The sequence below is a fragment of the Noviherbaspirillum massiliense JC206 genome, assembly GCF_000312045.1.
GTDB lineage: Bacteria > Pseudomonadota > Gammaproteobacteria > Burkholderiales > Burkholderiaceae_D > Noviherbaspirillum > Noviherbaspirillum massiliense.
Genome location: NZ_HE978634.1, coordinates 2,917,918 through 2,935,219, shown reverse-complemented (window position 1 = coordinate 2,935,219; position 17,302 = coordinate 2,917,918). Strand labels below are relative to the sequence as shown.

Annotated in this window: 16 protein-coding genes; 6 read left to right on the top strand and 10 right to left on the bottom strand. The window is 61.6% G+C overall.

All coding sequences use genetic code 11. The features are described from left to right. Positions 1–3 precede the first annotated feature (3 nt). A complete protein-coding gene (locus HGHM_RS21360; protein ID WP_019142245.1) occupies positions 4–1,644 on the bottom strand; it encodes a glycerol-3-phosphate dehydrogenase/oxidase in 1,641 nt (546 codons plus the stop codon). Beyond that, a complete protein-coding gene (locus tag HGHM_RS21355) occupies positions 1,622–3,262 on the bottom strand; it encodes an FAD-binding oxidoreductase (RefSeq protein WP_019142244.1) in 1,641 nt (546 codons plus the stop codon). Before HGHM_RS21355 ends, HGHM_RS21360 begins: the two co-directional genes overlap by 23 nt. 170 nt (positions 3,263–3,432) lie before the next feature. On the opposite strand from HGHM_RS21355, the gene HGHM_RS14365 reads away from it, so the two are divergent. Both HGHM_RS14365 and HGHM_RS14360 read left to right on the top strand, forming a co-directional pair. Further along, a complete protein-coding gene (locus tag HGHM_RS14365) occupies positions 3,433–4,470 on the top strand; it encodes an AraC family transcriptional regulator (protein ID WP_019142243.1) in 1,038 nt (345 codons plus the stop codon). Between the two features lie 71 nt (positions 4,471–4,541). After that, entirely contained in the window at positions 4,542–6,026 is a 1,485-nt protein-coding gene (locus HGHM_RS14360) for a B12-binding domain-containing radical SAM protein (RefSeq protein WP_019142242.1), read from the top strand. 40 nt (positions 6,027–6,066) lie between these two features. Here HGHM_RS14360 and HGHM_RS14355 read toward each other — a convergent pair whose 3' ends face one another. The 4 genes from HGHM_RS14355 to HGHM_RS14340 all read right to left on the bottom strand — a co-directional run bounded on the left by HGHM_RS14355 (position 6,067) and on the right by HGHM_RS14340 (position 8,659). Further along, complete coding sequence (locus tag HGHM_RS14355) at positions 6,067–6,288, bottom strand: DUF3717 domain-containing protein (protein ID WP_019142241.1); 222 nt, start codon at positions 6,286–6,288, stop codon at positions 6,067–6,069. Between the two features lie 61 nt (positions 6,289–6,349). Beyond that, entirely contained in the window at positions 6,350–6,478 is a 129-nt protein-coding gene (locus tag HGHM_RS23825) for a hypothetical protein (protein WP_019142240.1), read from the bottom strand. Between the two features lie 20 nt (positions 6,479–6,498). Beyond that, positions 6,499–7,716: an MFS transporter gene (locus HGHM_RS14345; RefSeq protein ID WP_019142239.1), complete on the bottom strand. Its 1,218-nt coding sequence runs from the start codon at positions 7,714–7,716 to the stop codon at positions 6,499–6,501. A 154-nt stretch (positions 7,717–7,870) separates the two neighbouring features. Then, positions 7,871–8,659 (bottom strand): HpcH/HpaI aldolase family protein, encoded by a 789-nt coding sequence (locus tag HGHM_RS14340; protein WP_019142238.1) that lies wholly within the window; start codon positions 8,657–8,659, stop codon positions 7,871–7,873. Positions 8,660–8,852: 193 nt separating this feature from the next. On the opposite strand from HGHM_RS14340, the gene HGHM_RS14335 reads away from it, so the two are divergent. The 3 genes from HGHM_RS14335 (at position 8,853) to HGHM_RS14325 (ending at position 11,272) form a co-directional block, all read left to right on the top strand. Continuing rightward, a complete protein-coding gene (locus HGHM_RS14335; protein ID WP_019142237.1) occupies positions 8,853–10,328 on the top strand; it encodes a DNA-3-methyladenine glycosylase 2 in 1,476 nt (491 codons plus the stop codon). A 3-nt stretch (positions 10,329–10,331) separates the two neighbouring features. Next, positions 10,332–10,823, top strand: a complete 492-nt coding sequence (locus tag HGHM_RS14330) for a methylated-DNA--[protein]-cysteine S-methyltransferase (RefSeq protein ID WP_019142236.1) — start codon at positions 10,332–10,334, stop codon at positions 10,821–10,823. Between the two features lie 140 nt (positions 10,824–10,963). Then, entirely contained in the window at positions 10,964–11,272 is a 309-nt protein-coding gene (locus tag HGHM_RS14325; RefSeq protein ID WP_154652081.1) for a hypothetical protein, read from the top strand. Positions 11,273–11,607: 335 nt separating this feature from the next. Here the strand turns inward: HGHM_RS14325 and HGHM_RS14320 are convergent, their stop codons facing one another. After that, positions 11,608–11,829, bottom strand: a complete 222-nt coding sequence (locus HGHM_RS14320; protein ID WP_026076045.1) for a glycine zipper 2TM domain-containing protein — start codon at positions 11,827–11,829, stop codon at positions 11,608–11,610. A gap of 177 nt (positions 11,830–12,006) precedes the next feature. Here HGHM_RS14320 and HGHM_RS14315 point away from each other — a divergent pair, with 177 nt between their 5' ends. After that, positions 12,007–12,414, top strand: coding sequence for a GFA family protein (locus HGHM_RS14315; protein ID WP_019142233.1), 408 nt, complete (start codon positions 12,007–12,009; stop codon positions 12,412–12,414). A 192-nt stretch (positions 12,415–12,606) separates the two neighbouring features. Here the strand turns inward: HGHM_RS14315 and HGHM_RS14310 are convergent, their stop codons facing one another. From HGHM_RS14310 to dprA, 3 genes are all read right to left on the bottom strand, one after another. After that, complete coding sequence (locus tag HGHM_RS14310; RefSeq protein WP_019142232.1) at positions 12,607–15,246, bottom strand: DNA topoisomerase III; 2,640 nt, start codon at positions 15,244–15,246, stop codon at positions 12,607–12,609. A gap of 228 nt (positions 15,247–15,474) precedes the next feature. Then, complete coding sequence (locus tag HGHM_RS14305; RefSeq protein ID WP_019142231.1) at positions 15,475–15,951, bottom strand: DUF494 family protein; 477 nt, start codon at positions 15,949–15,951, stop codon at positions 15,475–15,477. Positions 15,952–16,176: 225 nt separating this feature from the next. Then, on the bottom strand, positions 16,177–17,295 hold the full coding sequence (gene dprA, locus HGHM_RS14300; RefSeq protein WP_019142230.1) for a DNA-processing protein DprA: 1,119 nt from the start codon (positions 17,293–17,295) through the stop codon (positions 16,177–16,179). Between the last annotated feature and the right edge of the window lie 7 nt (positions 17,296–17,302).

Below are 17,302 nucleotides of genomic sequence, written 5' to 3'. Positions count from 1 at the left end.
CATTCATGGGCGATCAGCTTGGACGGGTTCGTGGCGTGATGGAGACTGACGCCAGTCGGGGATCTGCGTCTGCGGCGGCAGGCCGTAATGGCGCTGCCACAAGGCGAGGTATGACATTTGTTCTTCTTCCCAGCGCGCATCGCTCCAGCCGAGTTCCGGCTGGCAGATCGCGCGGATGCGCGGCAGGAGCTCGATGCCGCCGCCGCGCAGCTGCAAGCCCAGACGCGTGCGGCGCAGCAGCAAGTCTTCCAGGTGCAGCACCGCTTCGCTGCGCGCCGCCCAGCGCAATTCCGCCCACAGGGTTTCGGTGCCGGGGATGGCCTCGAGTTCGGCGACAGGGCTTGCATCGATCAGCGCCGCCGCCTGTTTGCCATGGCGTCCCTGCAGCCTGCGCCTTTGCCGCGTCGTCAGTGGCATGCTTGCCGGCAGTGGTGGCGCGGGCGTGAAAACCGGTTTCGGCTTCAGGGCTGGCTGCCAGCCCGGCAGCAGCGGCGCGGCATGTTTCAGGGCGTCGAGCGCAATCAGGCGGAAGGTGGTCAGCTTGCCGCCGGTGACCGTCAGCAGGCCGTCTTCCAGCCACACCGCATGGTCACGGCCTTCCTTCGAGGGATCGGCCTTGCCGGAATCAATCACCGGCCGCACGCCGGCATAGGTGGCGAGGATATCGTCCAGCGTGATGGCGAGTTGCGGAAACTGGAATTCGATCGCCGCCATCAGGTAGGCGGTTTCTTCCGGCGTGATCGCGGCTTCGGCCTGCATGTCGGCGCGGTGGTCGACATCGGTGGTGCCGACCAGGGTCACGCCTTCCCACGGAAACATGAACACCGGCCGCCCGTCCCATGGGTGCATCAGGCCGATGGCTTGCGCCACCGGCAATCGCCATGCCGGGAGCAGCAGGTGGCTGCCGCGCAATGGACGCAATTTCTGGCCGTTCGCGCCATGCGTGCGCAGCCGGTCGGCCCAGGCACCGGTGGCATTGATGACGACTTTCGCCTCGACGGTGTGACAGGTGCCGCTGATGGCGTCATGCAGTTCGACGCCGCTGACCTTGCCGTTCGTGCGCAGCACCTGCCGCGCCACCATGTAATTCACCGCGACACCGCCGGCATCGCAGGCTTCCTGCACGATGCGCAGCACCAGCCGCGCATCGTCGGTCTTTGCATCCTGGTAACTCATGCCACCGTTGAGTTCGGTGCGGCGGATATGCGGCGCCAGCAGCAGGAAATCGTCCGGAGCGTAATAACGGCGCGTGCGCTGCCCGGCCATCAGGTCATAGAGCGCGAGGCCGGCCATGAATACCCTGCGCCCGGGTTTTCTGTTCTGGTAATCGGCGAAGGCAAAGCCTTGCGGGTCGACCAGACCCGGTGCTTCCTGCAGCAGGTTCTGCCGTTCTTTCACCGAGTCGCGGGTGAGCAGCAGCTTGCCTTCCTTGATGTAGCGCAGTCCGCCGTGCACGAGTTTCGAGGAACGGCTCGACGTGCCCCAGGCGAAGTCGCGCTGCTCGACCAGCAGCGCCTGCAGTCCCTGGCGTGCCGCTTCCAGCAGGATGCCGGCGCCGGTAATGCCGCCGCCGATGATCACGACATCCCAGCTGCGGCCGGTCAATGTCGCCGGCAATTCCTCACGCCAGTTTGCGCGCCACATGGCTGCCGTCCTCCGCTGTGGATGCATCCGGAATCGTTTTGCCGGGGTTCATGATGCCCTGCGGGTCGAAGTGCCGGTACAGCTGGCGCATCGCACCGATGCCAAGCTCGCCCTTCTCGGCCGCGAGATAAGGCGCATGGTCGGTGCCGACGCCGTGCTGGTGGCTGATCGTGCCGCCGTTGGCGACGATCGCTTCACTGGCTGCGGCCTTCAGCCTGCGCCAGCGCGCCAGGTCCTGCTCGAAATTGCCGGCGAGCCGGTACGCGAAGGTGGTGTAGACGCTCGCGCCCTGCGCATAGATGTGCGACAGGTGGGTATAGGCATGGAGCCGCTCGCCTTCGTGCGCGAGCGCGTCGGACGCGGCCTGTTCGACAGCCTGCATCATCTGCTTCACGCGCGGCCAGTCGACTGCGGTTTCCACGGTATCGACCGCATAGCCGTGCTGCCACAGGGCGTTGCGCAGGTAGACCGAACGGAAGCGGTTGGCCTTCCACTTCCTGCCGATCATTTGCCCGGCATGCACCCCATGCCATGCGCGGGCGATACGCAGCGCATCGTCGAGTGCCGAAAAGCGCTGGCCCTTCTGGCTCGTTGCGCCGATCAGCAGCAGGCACTTGTCATCGCCGCAGCCGCGCCAGCGCAGATAACTTTCCAGCAGGCCGATCAGCTTCTTGTGTCCGGCGAGCGTGAGCGTGGTCAGCGTCTCGGTCGCGTTCGACAGGCGCAGCAGCGACAGCGGCAGCTTCGCCTGCGCGATCGAGCGCAAGGCCTGCTCGGCGGTTGCCCAGTCCGGAAAGAACACTGCGTGAAACGACTCGTCTGCCGGCAGCGGCGTGATGCGCACTGTCGCTTCGGTCAGGATGCCGATGCGGCCTTCCGAGCCGAGCACCATTTCCCGCAGGTCCGTGCCCGCGGCCGATGCCGGAAAAGTGGGAATGCGCAGCGTGCCGGTCGGCGTTTCGACCCGGCCGCCGGCAAACAATTGTTCGATGCGCCCGTAGCGCAGCGATTGCTGCCCCGACGAGCGGCTGACGACCCAGCCGCCGAGCGTCGAGTATTCAAAGGACTGCGGAAAATGCCCGAGCATGTAGCCATGCGCGCGCAATTGCGCTTCCAGGTCGGGGCCGGCAATGCCCGCGCCGAAGGTGGCCAGCTGGGCTTCCGGATCGAGGTCGAGCAGGCGCGACAGGCGCGACAGGTCGATGCTCAGTACCGGCTGCTCTCCCGATGGTGCATCGAGATGGCCCACCACGCTGGTGCCGCCGCCATAGGGAATCACGCGGGCATGGCAGGCGGCTGCGTAGTCCAGGAGATCGCGCACGTCCTGACTGCTTTCCGGAAAGGCGACGCCGTCCGGCAGCCTGCCAATCTTGCCGTAGCGCAAGCGGAGCCAGTCGTGCATGCTTTGCCCGAAGCCGTGGCGCAGTCGCGTCTGCGGCGTGGTATCGATCCTGGGGTGAGGCTGCAGCCGGCTCGGAGGAATGGCGCGGCATGCCTCTTCCAGCGTCGCATCCTTCGGTTGCATGCCGGGACCGATGCGCTCTTCCAGAAAGCGCAAGGCTTCCCGGTCGAGACTTACATCGATCGAATCGTCTCCCCATCCGTTCCAGCGTCTCACGATCTTGCTCCCAAGGTATTGCTCCTTTTCCAGACTGCAGGGCTTGTTTATACTGTGTCAACTATCCTTCTTTGCCGCGACAAAGCAGGGCCCGGCGCCATTTCCACCAAGAGCTTAGCCAAAGGGTGCAGCCATGTATTGTGCATTGATGACAATGGAATTGTTGAAACATGCCAGCATCGCGCCCATCCATTCCTGAAGCGGCCAGCGTCGCCGGCTCCTACCTGCAGCCGCTGCTCGAAGCCGCCGGCACGCGCGGCGTGGCCGTACGTGAGCTCGCCTGCGCGGCAGGCCTGGCGCCGGATGCGCTGGAACCCTTGCCGGCATCGCTGCCGGTCAGGGAATACGTGCGGCTGCTGGACGCCGGCGCGCAGCTCGCCGGCGATGCCGATTTCGGCCTGCATGTCGGGGAATGCGTGAAGCTCGGGACTTACAACGTCTACGGCCTGATCCTGCTGAGCTGCGAGAATTTCGGGCAAGCCCTGCAGCAGACCATGCGCTTCGAAGGACTGGCGCATGACCTCGGGCGTTCTTCCCTGCAGGTCGACGGCGGCATCGCCGAGTATCGCTGGCACAGCCAGCTTCCCGGTGCGAGCCGGCATCTGGCGGAAAGCGTGTTTGCGGGCATCCAGACCCTCGGCAGCTGGCTGGCCGGACAGCCGCTGCCGCCGGCGCAGATCGCGTTTGCCCATGCCGCGCCGGAGGATTGCAGCGAACACTGGCGCATTTTTGGCAAGGATGTCCGCTTCGGCGCCGGCATGAATGCGGCGCGCTTCGACGCCGCCTTGCTTTCCTGGCCGGTACGCAATGCCGATGTCGGGCTGTATCCGGTCCTGCAGCGCCATGCGGAGCAGTTGCTGCAAGAAAAGCTGCGCAGCCAGCATGACAACAGCGTGGTTGGCCAGGTGCGCGCCGCCATCGTCCGCAATCTCGCCCAGGACGGCGCGCGCCTGTCTTGCGTTGCGCAAGAGATGAACGTCACCCAGCGCACCCTGCAGCGCAAGCTGAAGGAATCGGGCATCACCTTCCAGCAGTTGCTGGACCAGACGCGGCATGAACTCGCGCAGGAATACCTGAAGCAGGACAAGCTGAGCCTGGCCGAAATCGCTTTCCTGCTCGGCTATCAGGAACAGAGCTCCTTCTGCCACGCATTCAAGGAATGGACCGGCGTCAATCCCGGGGCGTATCGCTGGAAAAGCGGCGCGTGATGACTGCGGCGCACTGAGGCAGCGCTCGCCGCAGCGTACAATGGCGGCTCGCCGCACCGCAGGTTTTTCCGATGACCATTCTACTTTCCACGCTCAATTCCCGCTACAGCCATGCCTCGCTCGGGCTGCGCTATCTGCTTGCCAACATGGGCGAACTGCAGCCATCGACGCGCTTGCAGGAATTCGTGATCGGCGCCAGGGCGGCGGATGTGGTCGAGCGGCTGCTGGCGCATCAGCCGCGCATCATCGGCTTCGGCGTGTATATCTGGAACGTGGAAGAAACGACAAAGATCGTGGCGCTGCTCAAGCGCGTCGCACCGCAGGTGGCGATCGTGCTCGGTGGGCCTGAAGTGTCGTACGAGACGCAGGAGCAGGAAATCGTGCGGCTGGCCGATTATGTGGTGACCGGCTGGGGCGACGTCACCTTTCCGGAGCTGTGCCGCCAGATTCTCACCGGGCCGAAGCCGCTGATGAAAATCCATGCCGGTGCGCAGCCGCCTCTGGTCGACATCAGGCTGCCGTATTCGCTGTATACCGACGAAGACATCGCGCACCGCACGCTGTATGTGGAAGCTTCGCGCGGCTGCCCGTTCAAGTGCGAATTCTGCCTGTCCTCGCTCGACAAGACCGCCTGGCCGTTCGACCTCGATGCCTTCCTTGCCGAGCTGGAAGCGCTGCATGCACGCGGCGCCCGCCTGTTCAAGTTCGTCGACCGCACCTTCAACCTGAACATCAAGTCGAGCCTGAAGATCATGCAATTCTTCCTCGACAAGCTGGCAGCGCATCCGGACGATCCGGTGTTCGCGCATTTCGAAGTGGTGCCGGATCATTTGCCGGATGCGCTCAAGGACGCGATTGCGAAGTTCCCGCCCGGCACGCTGCAATTCGAGATCGGCATCCAGAGCTTCAATCCGGACGTGCAGTCCCTGGTTAGCCGCAAGCAGAACAATGAAAAAGCGGCGGCCAACATCCGCTGGCTGCGCGAGCATTCGCAGGCGCACCTGCATGTGGACCTGATCGCCGGCCTGCCGGGTGAGGACCTCGACAGCTTCGCGCGCGGCTTCGACCAACTGGTGGCGCTCGGACCGCACGAGATCCAGTTCGGCATCCTGAAGCGTTTGCGCGGCACGCCCATCATCCGCCATACCGAATCCTGCAAGATGGTGTTCGATCCCTGTCCGCCGTATGCCATCCTCGCGAACGACCGCATCGATTTCGCCACCATGCAGCGGCTGGTGCGCTTTGCGCGCTACTGGGACATGATCGCGAATTCAGGACGCTTCGCGCATACCTTGCCGCTGATTCTCGGCGACGCGCCGTTCGCGAATTTCCTCGCCCTGTCGGACTGGCTGTATGCGCAGACCGATGCGACCAACCGGATCGCGCTCGAGCGCCTGGCGGCGCTGGTGGCTGAATGGCTGCGCGGCAGAGGCGCGGATGTGGAAATCGTCAGTACGCTGCTGGCGAGCGACCACGCAGGCAAGGCGGGCAGGATAACGGCTGGCAAGGCTGAAGCCGCAACCCCGCAGCGGCAGATGCGGCACCTGGCTGCGTGAGTGAATAGATCAGAATTAGCGCCGGCGGGCGCAGGAAGAATCAGGCAGTGTGCTTGCGCCAGGATTCCACCAGCTGGCGCGAGGAAGGGTCGAGCGCGTCGAGGGCGATCGACTTGCGGTGATCGAAAATCATCAGCGCATAGACGGTCGCAAGCGTATTGACTTCCGGCGACAAGGCACTCTCCTCGCCGGTCGACGGACGCAGGCTGCGCCAGTAATTGATGGCTTGTTCGAGTTCGGGTAGCGTGATTTCCATGCGCATATTGTACGCGGTTGCCGCGCAAATCCGCCTTGCCGTCATGCCGCAACGACAAGGCGGGCGTTCAAAAGCACATGACAATGCGATTGGCGAGATCGAATACGAAAGACGGGCGCAGGTAAGCCATGAAGGCGAGCGCCAGCACCGCCGCGAATGCGGTGCCGAGCAGCCAGCGTTTCAGGCGGGATTGCATGCTTTCCTCTTGGTATCGAATCAGGCCATTGCGGGACGGGTGCGCACGATGGCCTTTTCATTGATCGGCAGGTTGATCAGCGCAGCGAACACGCCGAGCGCGATCGTGATCATCCATACCGTATCGTAGTTGCCTTGCTTCGTAAATAAATAGCCGCCGAGCCACACGCCGAGGAAGCTGCCGACCTGGTGCGACAGGAAGACGAAGCCCGACAGCATCGACAGGTATTTGACGCCGAAGATGCCGGCGATGACGCCATTGGTCAGCGGCACGGTCGACAGCCACAGCAGGCCCATGGCGCTGGCGAAAATATAGACGGACCAGGATGAAAGCGGCGCCAGCAGGAACAAGGCAATCACGACAGCGCGGGTGATGTAGATCGTCGACAGCAAATAACGCTTGGGCAGGAAGCCGCCGAGCTTGCCGGCGTAGTACGAACCGAAGATGTTAAACAGGCCGATCAGCGCCAGGGCTATAACCGCGACGTTCGGGTCCATCAGGCCCTTGTCCTTCAGGTAGGCCGGCATGTGGACGCCGATGAAGACCAGCTGGAATCCGCACACGAAATAGCCGGCAATCAGCAGCAGGAAAGGACGGTAGGCGAAGGCTTCCCGGGTCGCTTCCAGGATGCTTTGCTGCGGACCGCTCGCTTTTTCCACCGGTGGCTCGCGCAGGCCGAAGGCCATCGGAATCATTAGCAGCACGACCACGGCGGCGAGGATATAGAAGGCATTCTGCCAGCCGGTTGCGGAAATCAGCTGCTGCTCGATCGGCATCAGTGCGAACTGGCCGAAGGAGCTGGCGGCGGAGGACATGCCGAAGGCCCAGGAACGCTTTGCTTCCGGCGCACTGCGCCCGACGATGCCGCTGACGGCGCCGAAGGCGGTGCAGGCAAGCGCCGCGCCGATCAGCACGCCGGAGCCGATCACGAAGGCGGTCGGCTGATTGACCAGCGCCATCCACAGCAAGCCAGCCATGTACAGCAGTGCACCGACGATCACTACGCGCGCCGTGCCGAAGCGGTCCGCCGCCATGCCGGCAAACGGTCCGAACGCACCCCACAGCAGGTTCTGCAATGCCATCGCGAGGGAATAGGTTTCGCGGGTCCAGCCATGGGCTTGCGAAATCGGCTGCAGCCAGAATCCGAAGCCGTGGCGCACGCCCATGGCAAGCGTAAGCACCACGCCGCTGGCGATGAGGACTGTCTTGAGTTGCGGGGTACGGGAGGCCGTCAGCATGTTGGTTGCATTTTGGTCAAATGGGGGAATCGAGTGTAGCGTAAAGCCGGAACCCATGTGGCCTGCCGGTTCAGCCGGGCCAGGCTGCTTCATGTGCCGGTGCCGCCATCGCGACGGCTTGAATGCGTAGTGCGGACGATGCTGGCAGGCAGTCTTACTGTTTCATCGCAGCCACCGCGGCGCTGGCGGCGCGGGTCAGCCACATGACATCGGAATGCAGGGCGATGAAATGGATGCCCATTTCCTGGTAGCGCCTGGCGGCTTCGACATCCGGTGCGTAAATGCCCACTGCCTTGCCATGCTGCATGCAGACTGCGGCGATATAGGCAATTGCGGATTGCACATCGGTATGGGTGACGTTGGCGAGATGGCCCATGCTGGCGGCAAAATCGGCGGTGCCGATGAATACGCAGTCGACGCCTTCAGTCGCGGCGATGGAATCGATGTTGGCAAAGCCCTTGGCCGATTCGACTTGCACGATCACGCTGGCCTGTGCATTCGCGGACGAGGTATAGGCGCGGTCCAGGCCGTACATCGCTGCCCGGACCACGCTGGAAACGCTGCGGATGCCGGCATTGTTTTCCTGCGGATAGCGGGTGGACGCGACTGCATGGGCTGCATCCTGGGCAGTCTCGATTTCCGGAAACATGATGGTCTGGGCCCCGCAATCCATGACCCGCTTGACCAGCGCCGCATTGTTCCAGCTTACGCGCACGATGGCCTGCGCACTCGCGCCATGGGCGCGTGCCGCATCGATGGCCTGCAGCTGGGAAAAGACATTCTGGATATCGCTCGGCCCATGTTCCGCGTCGATCAGCAGCCAGTCGAAGCCGCAGTGTGCGAGCGCTTCCGCTACCGGCGCGCTGGCCAGGGACAGCCAGCAGCCGGTCGAGAGTGCATTGTGCTGCAGTTTCTGTTTCATGAGGTTGATCGGTGCGGGCATGCTGGTCTCCAGAAGGGATGGTGCAACGCGTGGATTGTACTGCACGATGTCGGATTGGAAACATGTTTGCGTCGGTAATGTGGAAATTGCACCAAACCCTTCCTCCAAAACTCGATGACTCTTCACAGGCGGAACGCTTTCCCATGTCCGAAAGCGGCTAGACGCTGCTGGGCGCGGCGCGTATAAAGAAAACATGGAAACGACCGCCAGACCCGATACCCTGACGCTGAGCCGTGAAAGCTGCTATCGCGCGCTCGCCGCCAAGGACGCACGCTTTGACGGCATGTTCTTCACAGGCGTCAAGACGACGGGCGTGTATTGCCGTCCGATCTGCGCAGTGAAGACGCCGCGCGAATCCTCCTGCCTGTTCTTTGCTTCGGCTGCGGCGGCAGAGGCGGCCGGTTTCCGTCCCTGCCTGCGCTGCCGCCCCGAGCTTGCGCCTTATGCCCTGCAGCAGAACCTGGCCCATGCGGTGTGGCAGCGGATTGCGGCCGGCGCCTTGAACGATGGCGATGTGGAACGCCTGTCGGTGGAAGTCGGTCTGTCTTCGCGCCAGCTGCGGCGCGTGCTGCTGCAGCATTTCGGCGTCACCCCGGTCGAGCTGGCGCAGACGCAGCGCCTGCTGTTCGCGAAAAAGTTGTTGCAGGAGACCGGCTTGCCGATGGCCGAGGTGGCGTATGCCGCCGGATTCGGCAGCGTGCGCCGCTTCAATGCCTTGTTCGCCGCCCGCTACGGCATGGCGCCGGGCACGATCCGCCGGACCACGACAAGAGCGGGTCAGTCGGCACCCGATGCTCTGACACTACGGCTCGCCTACCGCCCACCCTTCAACTGGGAAGCACTCGTACGCTATTTCGCCGGCCGCACGATTCCGGGAGTCGAAGCAGTTATCCAGCCCGGGACTTATCTGCGCACGGTGCGTCTCGGAAGGGACACGGGCTGGCTGTGCATCACGCATGCCGCATCGCGGCACCAGCTCGAACTGGAAGTGGCGCCCAGCTTGGCCGGCATACTGATGCCCTTGCTGGCGCGGGTGCGCAGTCAGTTCGACCTGGATGCGAATCCGGCGGTAATCGAGGCGCATCTGAGTCAGGACCGGCTGCTGGCCGCATCGATCGCCGCCACGCCCGGACTGCGGGTGCCGGGTGCATTCGATGCCTTCGAGCTGGCGGTACGCGCCGTGCTCGGCCAGCAGGTCAGCGTCGCTGGCGCCACGACCTTGTCGGGACGGTTGGTGGAGCGATTTGGAGAGCCTGTGCTCACTCCGCATGCCGGACTCAGCCACCACTTTCCCTTGCCTGAACTCCTGACTGCCATCGATGAGGTGGATATTGCGCGGATCGGCATTCCGCTATCGCGCGCCAGGACGATACGCGCCCTTGCCGGGTTCGCGGCCGCGGGCGGATTGCAGGTGAAACCCGGTGCCTCACTCGATGATGTGGTGGCGTATCTGAAAACCGTGCCGGGGATAGGCGACTGGACCGCGCACTACATCGCCTTGCGCGCCTTGCGTTTTGCCGATGCCTTCCCGGCCGGCGATCTCGGGCTGCAAAAGGCGGCGGCCGAAGAGGGCGCTTCCAGCCGCCTGACTGAACGGCAGCTGCTCGCGCGCGCCAGCTCCTGGTCGCCCTGGCGTGCCTATGCAGCACTTGCCTTGTGGATGAGGTGAATCATGACTTATTACACGGAATATTCCAGCCCGCTCGGCAAGCTGCTGCTGGCGGCCACGGACGCAGGCTTGTGCGGAGTGTACTTCCAGGAAGGGCACAAGTATTTCAAGGGCACGCAGGCATGGCAGCCCGCCGGCGCGCATCACCATCTGCAGGAGACGGCACGCCAGCTGGATGAATATTTTGCGGGACGCCGCGCAGTGTTCGAACTGCCTCTCGACATGAGCGGCACCGCATTCCAGAAGTCCGTATGGCAGGAATTGGTGCAGCTTCCATATGGAGACTCCACGAGCTACCGGACGATCGCGCAAAGGCTCGGCAATCCGAAAGCGGTGCGTGCCGTCGGCAGTGCGATCGGCCGCAATCCGGTATGCATCATCGTGCCTTGCCATCGCGTGCTTGGCACTTCAGGTTCGCTTGCCGGGTATGCGGGAGGATTGGAGCGCAAGCGCTATTTGCTGGCGCATGAACGGAACTGCACAAGTGGCACTTAAGCCGCAGGAGGAAAATGCCGGCTCCCCGCTCTGGCACGGAGAAAGGAAGCCGGCACCTGATGCTTGTCAGTGATCGATGATGAGGAGATACGCCTGTCAGGCGGGCTTACTGGCTGGTTCCACCATAAGTGCGGCCCGGAGTGCTGCTCGGCGAACTGGTGCTAGGAGCGCCTGAGCTCGGAACTGCTTGCGGGCCGGTCGATGGTGCGCTCGATGAAGGGCTGGGCGAAACCGTGGAGCCGCCGCTTGAAGAACCCGAAGAGCCAGAACCGGTCGAGCCGGAGGAAGACGAGCCCGAGCTGCCGGAAGACATGCTGCCTGTCGAGCCGGAGCTGGAGCCCATGCTGCCCGATGAACCGGAACTCTTGTTCATTCCCATGCCGCTGCATGCGGCAAGAACGAATGCGCATGCTACAGGAATAGTCCATTTCAACATAAGATTCTCCTGAAAAATGAATATTGGAAGACATGAAGTTTCGTTCATGCCATGGCAGTGCATCCATGCGAATCAGTAGAATCTTTCAATAAGCGAAAGTTCCGGAAAAGATTTTCAAATTGACATGTCGTTTGGAAATCGCAATGGCACTGGCAAAGTGTTGTCGGGCAATGTTCAGGTGACGCAGACAGCACTTATTCAAAGGTAGGTCGGATTGGCTGGAACGAGATTCGTGCAGAGTCTGCGCGCCAGCGACAGAAGCGAGTGAGGTACAGGCGCGAACACGCGCATGGGATGAGAGCAATAAATCATCCCATGCCCGGGAGGGCAATTATTTGCCGTGTCTGGCTATTTCCGCTTGGTTACTTCGTTACCGATCAATCCGCCCGCTGCGGCGCCGCCTACGGTCCCGAGGGTGCTTCCATCAGTCAGGACATGGCCGAGCACGCCCCCGGCAACTGCACCGGTGCCGATTCCGACTTGTTGCCGGGAGGGAGAAGTGGAACAGGCGGACAGGGAGGCAACGAGCGCCAAGCCAGAGACAAAAGAAACCAGGATACGTGAGATCATATGGCCTCCGAAAATCCGGCGGCCCATTATGCGTTCCAAGACACGCCACTGTTCCGCCATGGAGTTGTTTCAGTTTGACCATTGCGGGAGGCCGGGGTTCCATCTCGGTATTGCCGGCCCTCACGCCTGACCTGAAGATGGCGAAGGTCGCCGCCCCCAATCATCAAGGAGTGAAAAATGATCCAAGGAAGCTGCCTGTGCGGTGCAGTGCGTTACCAGTACGCCGGCGAACTCGGCGTCATCACCATCTGCCATTGCAGCGACTGCCGCAAGGCCCAGGGCAGCACGGGAGTGGCTGCAGCGGTTGTCGAGGCGACGAAGTTCCAATGGACGAGCGGCGCGCAACTGATTCGCGAATATGCTTCCTCGCCCGGGAAAAAGCGCGCGTTTTGCGGTGACTGCGGCGCACCGCTTTATTCCCGGCGGGAGGATTTGCCGCAGGTGCTCAGGCTGCGCATGGGAAGCATCGATACGCCGATACAGGCAACGCCGTCCGCGCATATCTTTGTTTCCAATCTGCCGGCATGGGCCGCGCTGGACGAGGACTGGCCGCGCTATGAAAGACAGGAGCCGGGGCGGCGGTAGTGTGCCGGGGCGGCGGTAGTGTAAAAGAGCCCGAAGGCCCACCGCGATTTGCCGGAGCATGAGTCCTGCCAACCGGGAGCGGGAAGCCAGACCGGTCGCGAGCAGTCCTGCTGATCCGGCTCTTTCTTTCGACCTATACGAGAAGTCGCGGCGAAGGGCCGGCCTGAAAGGCCTTCATTCAGGCCTTCATTCTCAAGCCGCGACTTTTTTCGCCGTCGCTTTCCTCGCAACGGTTTTCTTGGCAGCCGCTTTTTTCGCCGGTGCCTTTACCGCCACCATTTTCTTCGGCTCGGCTTTCGCTTCAGTTTTCTGCTCGGGCTTGGCAGTGGCGGCTTTGCCCTTGGCCGGGGCCTTGGCCTTGCGCTCCTCGAACTCGAAACCGATCTTGCCATCCTTGCCCTTGACGAGGTAAGCCTTGAACGGCCGGCGCGTGCGTTGGGAGATGAAGCCAGGCAGCAGGTCGGTCTTGCCCTCGTTGAGCAGCTTTGCCATCTGTTCCGGCACGATTTCCTGCTGCAGGATGATGCGTCCGCTGCGGAAGTCGCAGGTTTTCGGCTTGGCAGCCGTGTTCTCGCAGACATAAGCCAGGCCCATCTCGTACACGCCGCTGCCGCATTTCGGGCAGGTGCCGAGTGGGGTCTGGCCGCTGAAATCAACGCCTTCGCCGTTTTCATCGTCGTCCTGCGCCTGGCCGAAGTCGAATTCCAGCTTGAAGTTGCTGATGTCCTCATCGCGCACGATCTTCAGGATCGCGGCAAACGGTCGGCCCATCTTGGAGCGGAAGCCCTGCAACGGACCGATCTCGCGCTTGGCCAGCAATTCCTCGACTTCCGCGATCTCGAACTGGCGTCCGCCCGGCGTCTTGGTCATCGAGAATTCGCAGTTGGTGCAGGCGAAGCGACGATAGTTTTCCTTCACTACGCCGCCGCAATTCGGGCATGGGGTTTTCAGCGTCGCGTAATCACCCGGGATCGTGTCGTTGTCGTATTCCTTGGCACGCTTCACGATCACCTGTGTCATCTGCGCGATCTCGCGCATGAATTCTTCGCGGCTGATCTTGCCGCGCTCCATCTGCGCCAGCTTGTATTCCCATTCGCCAGTCAGTTCCGGCAGGGTAAGCTCATCCACGCCGAGGCCGCGCAAGAGCGTCATCAGCTGGAACGCCTTGGCAGTCGGGATAAGTTCCCGGCCTTCGCGCAGCAGGTATTTTTCATTCAGCAGGCCTTCGATGATCGCCGCACGCGTGGCAGGCGTGCCGAGGCCCTTGCCGGCCATTGCTTCGCGCAAGTCTTCATCGTCGACGAGCTTGCCAGCGCCTTCCATCGCCGACAGGAGCGTCGCTTCCGAATAGCGTGCCGGCGGCTTGGTCACCAGGCCGTTGGCAGTGATTTTCTCGGTCTTGACCTTCTCATCCTTGGCGACCGGCACCAGGGTTCCGGCATTTTCCTCATCCTTGTCACTTGCGGCTTCCTTGCCATAGATGGCGAGCCAGCCCGGATTGGTCATGACCTTGCCTTCGGTCTTGAACTGATGGCCGGACACTTCGGTGTAGCGCGTCGTCACCTGGAATTCGGCGGCCGGGAAGAACACGGCCATGAAGCGCTTGGTCACGAGGTCGTACAGCTTCTGCTCCGCTTCGGACAGGTTTTTCGGGGGCTGCGTGGTGGGAATGATCGCGAAGTGATCGCTGATCTTCGAATTGTCGAAAATGCGCTTGTTCGGCTTGACCCAGTTCTTGTTCAGAATCTGCGAAGCGAATTGCTGATAGTTGTGGTTCTCCGCGACGACTTCCAGCGTCTGCTTCACCGTGTTGATGTAGTCTTCCGGCAAGTGGCGCGAGTCGGTTCGCGGATAGGTCAGTACCTTGTGCTTTTCATACAGGGCCTGTGCCAAGGCGAGGGTGTTCTTGGCGGAAAAGCCGAAACGACCGTTTGCTTCGCGTTGCAGGCTGGTCAGGTCGAACAGCGCCGGCGCCATTTGCGTGGCCGGTTTCGATTCTTCGGTGACGGTGCCCAGCTTGCCGCGGCAGGCTGCGACGATCGATTCGGCGGCGGCCTTGCTCCACAGGCGCTCGGCCTTTTTCTCCGGATCGGTTTCGTCCTTCTTGAACTTGGTGTCGAGCCAGCGGCCTTCATACACACCGGCGGCGCACACGAATTCCGCCCGCACTTCCCAATAATCGCGCGGCACGAATTTCTTGATCTTCTCTTCGCGCTCGACCACGATCGACAGAGTCGGGGTCTGCACCCGGCCAACGGTGGTCAGGTAAAAACCGCCTTCCTTGGAATTGAACGCGGTCATGGCGCGCGTGCCATTGATACCGATCAGCCAGTCGGCTTCGCTGCGGCAGCGTGCGGCATCCGCCAGCGGCAGCATTTCCTTGTCGTCCCGCAGGCGGGCAAAGCCGTCGCGGATCGCGGTCGGCGTCATCGACTGCAGCCAGAGGCGCTTGATCGGCTGCTTGGCTTTCGCGTACTGCACGATCAGGCGGAAAATCAGCTCTCCCTCACGCCCCGCGTCACAGGCATTGACCAGCATGGTGACATCCTTGCGCTTGATCAGCTTGTTCAGCACCTTGAGGCGCGATTCGGTCTTGGCGATCGGATTCAGCGCGAAATGTGGCGGGATCACGGGCAAATGAGTGAATGTCCACTTGCCGCGCTTGACGTCGTATTCTTCTGGCACCCCGATTTCAACCAGGTGACCGACCGCGGAAGAAAGCACGTACTCGTCGGATTCGAAGTACTCATCGTGCTTGGTGAAGCCGCCCAGTGCCTTCGCGATGTCGTTCGCGACCGACGGCTTCTCTGCGATGATGAGAGTTTTGCTCATAATAAATAGGATCTCGAAAATGGCGCGGCACTGTGCGCTTGTGGCGCAGTGTATGGCGCATAGTACAAGGCATTGCCAATAAGCAATGCTCTGCTACTAATATAACAACTATCTGATTAAGCGGCCAATAATAAGCGGGTTGCGGCGGAGTCCGCAAGAAGAGGATGGCGAAAAGCCTTTGCCGAACAAGCAGATGGAAATGAATCGACTTCGATTTTGACAGTGATGTCAATGCAGCATGCGCGGTTCCGCATCTTCGTCGTCAGAAAATAATTCATCGAAGATGAGACCGTCAGGTTCCTTGCCTTGGCTCCACAACACCATCAGCACAATAACCTTGAACTTGTCGAGCGAGATTTGCGAGTCGCTGACGGCAATTGCCCGTTCAATGATGATTTCACGTTGAATCGGAGTAATCAGCTTGCCTGATTCCAGGAACTGAAGAAATCCTATTGCATCGGTTCCGAGCACATCCGTTTCCTGGGGCACATAAATTCTTGTGCCAAAGGGAAATGCGGTTTGCTGCGGGTATCGGTCGGAAAATTCGCTGGTTGTTTCTGCAAGGTCGGTCAGCCAGCCAAGTGCTTGCGAAATTTCTTCTTCCTCGAAACCAACCGCCGACAGTTTTTTCACCAATGCTTCCGAACTGGGGCAAGCTTCGGGGCGGTAATAAGTTTCGTAAAGATAAACAAGTACGTCGAACATGGTTCTACTCTAGCGTTAAGGTCACCGCAACACAAGCCCCGGGAGCAGTGCTTGCACGAAATAGTCATCGCCAGAGGACGGCTTTTTCCAATGTGTCAGCAAATGGAATCGCTGGAAAAATACGTCATGTGATACAGCGTCAACACGAGGAACGTCGAAGACGGAAAGAGCGATTACAGAATATCGCAAAAAGAGCGGGACATCAAAAGCATGAACAAGCTCGTGTCAGGCAAGGCGCCGGTACATCCCGCCAGCCATCAACTCCACCAAGCCTGCAAGTTCCAGTTCAAGCAATTGTGCGCTCACTGTTGCTGCATCGAGCATGCAGCGCTCGGCCAGAGTATCGGCATCCACCGGATCATAGCCCATGGCGAGCAAGAGAGGATGGCCGCTTGCCGCATCATCACCAGTCGATGGGTGCAGTGGAGCGGCATCACGGGAATTCTGCAGATGTCCCAGTTCACCCAATACATCCTGCGCGGATTCGACCAGCTTCGCACCTTGCTTGATCAGCTGATGACAACCCTTGGACAATGGGGAGTGGATGGAGCCAGGAATCGCAAATACATCGCGGCCCTGGTCCGCCGCCATTCTCGCCGTGATCAGCGAGCCGGACTGTGCTGCGGCTTCGACCACGAGAACACCGCATGACAGTCCGGAAATGATGCGGTTGCGGCGGGGGAAGTTGCTGGCGATGGCCGGTGTGCCGAGCGGATATTCGCTGACGATGCATCCCTGCTCGGCGATCTGATGCGCGAGACCGCGGTTGCGTGCCGGGTAAACGATGTCGATGCCGGTGCCAATCACCGCGACGGTCGATCCCGCGCCGCGCAAGCCGCCCAGATGGGCAGCCGTGTCAATCCCGAGCGCAAGCCCGGACACGATGGTCAAGCCTGCCTGGCTCAAGGCTTCCGAAAATTTTTCCGCATTCGCGACACCCTGTGCGCTTGCATTGCGACTGCCGACCACGGCCAGCGTGCGGCAGGACAGGAGTTCCAGCCGTCCCTTCGCAAACAGTATCAGCGGCGGGTCGGCGATTTCAAGCAGGGTCTTGGGATAGCAGGCATCGGCCAGCGTCAGGACATAATTGCCCGGCTGGCTTGCCCATTCGATGGTCTTGTCGATCAGTGCTTGTGTAGCATCGGACGGCGCGCAGGGCAGCGCCTGTGCAACGCGCTCGGAGACAACTTGATGCAGGGATGAAAGGCTTGCCGAGAAAATATTCTCCGGCAAGCCGAATGCGGCCAGGAGTTTGCGCGCGGTTTCCGGTCCGACGCCGCTGGTTCGCTCCAGCCTGATCCAGTCGGCGAGATCCGCGAACCGGCCTTCCTCTTTCCCTGCCATGCCGGAA